7 protein-coding genes are annotated in these 5769 nt (G+C 66.5%); 3 read left to right on the top strand and 4 right to left on the bottom strand.

Going from position 1 to position 5769, the window contains the following annotated elements:
* Window positions 1-98: 98 nt before the first annotated feature.
* Complete coding sequence (gene ligD, locus ACFVUS_RS09255; protein ID WP_387765462.1) at window positions 99-1070, top strand: non-homologous end-joining DNA ligase; 972 nt, start codon at window positions 99-101, stop codon at window positions 1068-1070.
* Here ligD and ACFVUS_RS09250 read toward each other — a convergent pair.
* Entirely contained in the window at window positions 1067-1723 is a 657-nt protein-coding gene (locus ACFVUS_RS09250; RefSeq protein WP_387762981.1) for an LppP/LprE family lipoprotein, read from the bottom strand. The two genes, ligD and ACFVUS_RS09250, sit on opposite strands and share 4 nt — an antisense overlap.
* Before the next feature lie 124 nt (window positions 1724-1847).
* Here ACFVUS_RS09250 and ACFVUS_RS09245 point away from each other — a divergent pair, with 124 nt between their 5' ends.
* The gene (locus tag ACFVUS_RS09245; RefSeq protein WP_387762978.1) at window positions 1848-2408 is read left to right on the top strand and encodes a dihydrofolate reductase family protein; all 561 of its coding nucleotides are present in this window, start codon (window positions 1848-1850) and stop codon (window positions 2406-2408) included.
* 11 nt (window positions 2409-2419) lie between these two features.
* On the opposite strand, the gene ACFVUS_RS09240 is transcribed toward ACFVUS_RS09245, so the two are convergent.
* A complete protein-coding gene (locus tag ACFVUS_RS09240; protein WP_387762975.1) occupies window positions 2420-3538 on the bottom strand; it encodes a serine hydrolase domain-containing protein in 1119 nt (372 codons plus the stop codon).
* Between the two features lie 7 nt (window positions 3539-3545).
* Window positions 3546-4406 (bottom strand): helix-turn-helix domain-containing protein, encoded by an 861-nt coding sequence (locus ACFVUS_RS09235; protein WP_387765460.1) that lies wholly within the window; start codon window positions 4404-4406, stop codon window positions 3546-3548.
* A 202-nt stretch (window positions 4407-4608) separates the two neighbouring features.
* On the opposite strand from ACFVUS_RS09235, the gene ACFVUS_RS09230 reads away from it, so the two are divergent.
* The gene (locus tag ACFVUS_RS09230) at window positions 4609-5223 is read left to right on the top strand and encodes a cutinase family protein (protein WP_387762972.1); all 615 of its coding nucleotides are present in this window, start codon (window positions 4609-4611) and stop codon (window positions 5221-5223) included.
* Between the two features lie 17 nt (window positions 5224-5240).
* Here the strand turns inward: ACFVUS_RS09230 and ACFVUS_RS09225 are convergent, their stop codons facing one another.
* Window positions 5241-5687, bottom strand: coding sequence for a hypothetical protein (locus tag ACFVUS_RS09225; protein WP_387762969.1), 447 nt, complete (start codon window positions 5685-5687; stop codon window positions 5241-5243).
* Window positions 5688-5769: the final 82 nt, after the last annotated feature.

The following is a 5769-nucleotide window of genomic DNA, read 5'->3' as shown; positions in this document are numbered from 1 at the left end:
GAGTGCACCCTAACTTAGGGTGCACTAACTGGCTAGGGGTTTGCCTGGTCGCCGCACGTGAATCGTGTTGTGCCGCGCACCCGGTCGAAATGCCCGATATGGTCGGACGGGTGGCCAGTAAGTCCGCCTCTCCGGCCTTGGAACTGACGGTCGGCGAGCATACGGTGCGCATCTCGAATCCGGATCGGGTGTATTTCCCCGAGACCGGGGCGACCAAACTCGACCTGGCGCGGTACTACCTGAGCGTGGGCGACGGCATCGTCAACGCCCTGCGCGATCGCCCGTGCATGCTGCACCGCTTCCCCAAAGGATTGCCCGGCGGCAAGGTGCATCAGAAGCGGGTCCCCGCCGGTGCTCCGGACTGGATTCCGACCGTGCAGCTGTACTTCCCGCGCTACGGCCGCACCGCCGATGAACTCTGCGTCGAGAAGCTCGCCGATGTCATCTGGGCGGTGCAGATGTCCACGGTCGAATTCCACCCCTGGAACTCGCGCCGCTCCGATACCGAACTCCCCGACGAATGGCGTATCGACCTCGATCCCATGCCCGACTGTCCGTGGTCGCGGGTACAGCGGGTGGCCGGGGTCGTGCACGAGGTGCTCGACGAACTCGGCGCGGTCGGCTGGCCGAAGACCTCCGGCGGCAAGGGATTACACATCTACGTCCGCACCACCCCGAACTACGGCTTCCAGGAGGTGCGGCGCGCCGCGCTGGCATTCGCCCGCGAAGTGGAACGCCGCGCTCCCGCGGACGTCACCACCGCGTGGTGGCGCAAGGACCGCGACCCGCACCACCTCTTCGTCGACTACAATCAGAACGCCCGCGATCACACCATCGCCGCCGCCTATTCGGTGCGCGGTGTTCCCGAGGCGACGGTATCCACCCCGGTCCGCTGGGATGAGATACCGGATCTGCACCCGCGCGATTTCACCATGACCACCGTGCCCGCCCGCTATGCCGAACTGGGCGATCTGCACGCCGGAATCGATGCCGCGGTATTCGACCTGGAACCCCTGCTGGAATGGGCGGACCGGGACCAGGTCGACGTGGTCGATCTCGACGAGGACTAGTGCGGATTCGTTGCCTGCGTGGGGAAATCGCGATCCGGGGTGACGGTGTGATCGTCCGCGCCGAGCGTGAGCGTGACGGTCACCGGACCGCCCGAGGGGCAGCAGCTGGGATCGGTATCGGACAGCCAGCGATACTGCACCTGGACGCTGCGATCGGAGGAACCAACCACCGTGGTGTATGCCGTCCAATGTTTGGTGGCGGTGCCCAGATATCGGGAGTGGTTGAAGAACAACACATGCCAGGGTGAGCTCGCGGTGCCGCGCGGCGTGCCCGCGAGCACCCACAGCAGGGCGGGGCAGGAGCCGAGCACGGCGGGAGTTCCGCTGTCCGCGTAGAAACCGTCACCGCCGACATTCGGGCCGAGCGTGCCCAGCGCCGCGGTGACCACCGGAGAATTCAGGTCCACGCATTTGCCGTTCCCGGCGGTCGCGGGCGCGGTGCCGCCGGGTTTGGTTGTGCCCGTTGGCTGCTGCGGATTCGGCGTCGACTCCGCGACGGTCGGTTGGGTGACCTGCGGTGCGGTGGTTCCCGAATCCGTGGTGACGGTCGACGCCGTCGGCGACCCGCCCGCGGGCGTCGTCCCGTCGTCCTGACAGGCCGCGGACAGGGCCACCGCGGTGACCGCGACGAGGATTCCGATTACCCGTTTCATCCGGCACCTTCTCTTCGGCAATATCGAGTACTTCGTGTCCCGGGCGCATAGCGTTGCACCTCGGGTCCCGTGGGCATACCCTCACCACGCCCCCGACCTACTCGAACACACCGAGGAGGATTCGATGCCGCCCGTGATCTATTCGATGAGCGTGTCGCTGGACGGTTTCGTCTCCGCGCCCGGCGACGACCTCGGCTGGTCCGTCCCCGACGCGGAGAAGATGGATCTGCACATCGAGCAGACCCGCGATGTCGCCGTCCATCTGTGCGGCCGCCGCCTGTACGAGACCATGCTGGTGTGGGAGACCGCCGAGCAGACCATGACGGACCCGCAGGAATTGGAGTTCGCCCGGATCTGGTGTCCGATCCCGAAGGTGGTCTTCTCGCACACCCTGGACGCGGTCACCGGCACTGCCCGCCTGGCCACCGCCGACCTCGCCACCGAGATCGCCCGCCTGCGTGCGCAACCCGGTGACGGCGTGATCGCGATCGGCGGGGCGACCCTGGCCGCCGCCGCCATGGCCGCGGATCTGATCGATGAATATCACCAGTTCGTCATCCCGATCATCCTCGGCGACGGCGCACCCTACTTCCCGCCGCTCGCCGAGCGGCTCGAACTGAGCCTGATCGAATCCCGGGTACTGGGCTCGGGCGCCGTCTACCTCCGCTACCGGCGCGACCGCTGAGACCGGACGCGTCAACCTGCCAGGGCGAGCTGGGTGAAGGCGGCGAGGGCGTGGTCGATGGGGTGGGGTTGCGGTCTGCCGGTGGCGTCGAGGTCGTGCCAGCGTTGCAGGTTCACCGCCACGGACAGTTGACGGGTGCCGTCGGCGCTGGTCATGGACAGCGCGCCGCCGCCCCAGACGGAACCGTCATGGCCCCAATGGATTCCGTGTCCGGGGACCGTCGTCTTGTGCAGGCCCAGGCCGTAGTCGATGGTCTTGCCCTCGAACGAGATGACCGGGACGGTCTGCTGCATCTGCGTCAGCGCCGCCGGACTGATGATCTCCCCGGCCAGTAGCAGCGCGAAGAAGCGGTTCAGATCCGCGACCGTCGAGATCAGGGACGCCGCCGGACCCACCCAGGACATGTTGTAGACGCTGTAATCGCGTGGCGGGTCGATCATTCCGAACCAGGACTCGTAGTGCTTCGCATGCGGACCGTTGACGGTCAGACCCAGCGGAAGTTCGGTATCGCGCAGCCCGGCGCGCTCGATGACGGTGCGGGTGATGAGTTTCTCCGCCGAGGTGCCGGTAATCGATTCCAGGAGTTGGCACAGCAGTAGGTAATTGGTGTTGGAGTAGACGCCCGGCGGGATACCGGGCCGTCCGGTGGCGGGTGCGGCCACCCCCATCGCGATCAGGTCGGTCGCGTGAAATCTGGTGAACCGGTTGTCGTCCAGGCTCACCGGGGTCGTCTGCGCCAGGTTCGGGAAGGCCGCGAGGGAGGGATAGGCATACGGAAGGTATTCGGCGAGACCGCTGGTGTGATTGATCAACATCCGGACGGTGATCGCCGCACCGCGCTCACCGGGGACCAGGTCCGGCAGGTAGTGGCCGATGGCCGTATCCAGGTCGATCTCGCCGTCGTCCACCAATTGCAGTACGGCGGCCGCGGTGAAGGTCTTGGTAATACTGCCGACGCGATGCCGCATATCCGCGGTGACCGGCTTGCCGGTGACGAGATCGGCGACTCCCGCTGCCCCGCACCAGCTTCGGTCACCATCGCGCACCTGCGCGAATACTCCGGGCATTCCCGCGTCATGAATGGCGGTCAGCGCGCTCTGTAGCTTCTCGGGCTCGAATGTTCTGCTCACGCACCGACTATGGGCCGAGCGGCCCCGCCCGGTCTTGGACGAATCTTCCCCACGCCCGATAGCGCTGCTCGGCGATCGCGGGCAGATAGTCCACCGCGAGCGATCCGGGCGTGCGGTCGGCGAACATCGACACATCCCGGCACAGATGCGCCTGATCGACGTATCCGCACGCCGCCGCGACCTCGGCGGCCGCCCGGCCCGCCAGCAGTCCGTCCACCGCCGCCCGGAACCGCACCAGCATCGCGGCCCGCTTGGGTGTCAGCCCGATCTGTGATTCGAACCGCCCCCACAAGCGCTTATAACTCCACCCCACCGATTCCGCGAGCGCGCCCACCCGCACCTGGCCGCCGGATCCCAGTATTCGATCCCACCCCGCGAGCACCTCCGGATCGGGCCGCCGCATCGTTCGATCGCCCTGTGCCAGAAACGCTTTCGTCACCTCGAAGCGCTCCTCCCAGCTCGCCCCGGCCGCCAGCTCCTCGCGCAGCCGCCGCGCCCGGTCGCCCCAAAGCTCCTCCATATCGACAACTTCGCGGCCCAGCTCGCCGGGGGCGACGCCCAGCATCGAATACGCCCGCACCGGCGACAACCGAACTTCGACGCAGTGCACGCCGTCACCGCCGACCCGCATGGCGTCCATGCCGAGCCCGGCGACGAATCCGCCGAGCCCGCGCGGTCCGGCGGAACCGTCGATACTCAGTCCGCCGCCGCCGAATTCGACGACCAGGGTGATCGCGGCCGTGCCCGCGACCCGCAGATCCATCGCGCCACCGCGCAGATCCCGATAGCCGATCATCGCCGCTCCCGCAGACCGGCCCGCGCGGGCGAAGTCCCACCCCGAATCAGCGCCGCCGCCATCGACGTTCATCGTTCCCACCCGTCCAGGCTAGCCGCCCGGCCCGGTCGCGGAGCGGTGCAGACCGGGCGGTATCGGATCATTTCGGTACGGCCTACGAAAATGGGTGCGAGGTAACTGTTTCGGCAGAAATCAAGAACGCCAGCAACTTCTGGGTACATAGGGATCAAGCCGGGCCGGACCCGGAGAACTCGATATGTGAAGAAGTACGATCATGCGTAGAGCAACGGCGCTCTTCGCCGCATTATTGTTGGCAGTCCTCTTTTCCATTACCTATGTTACGACTCCGCGGGCGAATGCCGATGAGTGCCTTGGCGACTGGGCCATCGGCATCGGCGGACTCGGTGACAACTCCTCGTCGGTATTCGCCCCATTCGTGAATCAGCCCGTGGGCTACAACTCCGCCGACCCGATGTCGGGGTTGAACGAACTCGACCGGCTGTTCTGGCAGCATCGCAATCAGTGTCCCGGAGACCACATTCGGATCATCGGGCACAGCGAGGGCGCGGGCCTGGTCCACGCCTGGGTCACCGCGCATCAGGGCGTCGACAATGCCAATGCAATTCTGCTGGCGGATCCCAAGCGCGCTCCGGGACCCGGTTGGGGCGGTCTCGCCTCCACGCCCGGCAGCGGAATCATCGGTTATCCACTGGCCGGCGTCGACGATTGGTTCGGCGATTTCCCGACCCTGACCGTCTGCAACCGGGACGACCAGATCTGCGATACCTCGGCCGGTTGGTGGGGTTATCTGTTCGGTGGCGCGCATAGTCGCTACGACTTCAACGTCTGGGACTACGGCGACTGGGATTCCGGCGTCTGGTACCGGTAATCGGTGAATCATGGGGATCAGTAGCCATTGGGCACTGGTCCCCATTGACTGAACCCATGCCCCAGCGAGGTGCAGACGGCGGTGTCGTTGAAGGTGATCTGACAGGTCGCCCCGGCATGGGTGATGGAGTACTGGGGATCGTGGTAGGTGGCGGCGGGCAGGCGCACCAGCGCCGGATTCCCGCCCGGCAGCGTATGGCTGCCATTCGAATTCCATTGCGGGCGAGCCGGTAACGCGGCCGAATCCAGCACAATGGCGGGCACATTGGGCAGCGAGATCTGCGTCCCGAAGTACAGCACGTTCATGGCGGCCGCCGGTGTCGCGAGATCGCAGCCGATGGTGCCGCCCGGATCGATGGAGCAGTTCCAGCCGCCGAGTGCGAAATAGGCGGTGCCGTCGACGATCGCCGGACCGGGGGAGTCGTCGGCCTGTGCGGGGCCCGTGCCGAAGAGGCACGAAACCAACCCTAGAATTCCACCGCATACCCCCGCGGTAGCGACTCGCACAGCCCGTGACACGTTATCTCCCTGAATGTTCCGGTGGCCC

It is taken from the genome of Nocardia sp. NPDC058058, assembly GCF_042885355.1.
Lineage (GTDB): Bacteria > Actinomycetota > Actinomycetes > Mycobacteriales > Mycobacteriaceae > Nocardia.
This window is presented reverse-complemented; position numbering and strand designations above follow the sequence as displayed.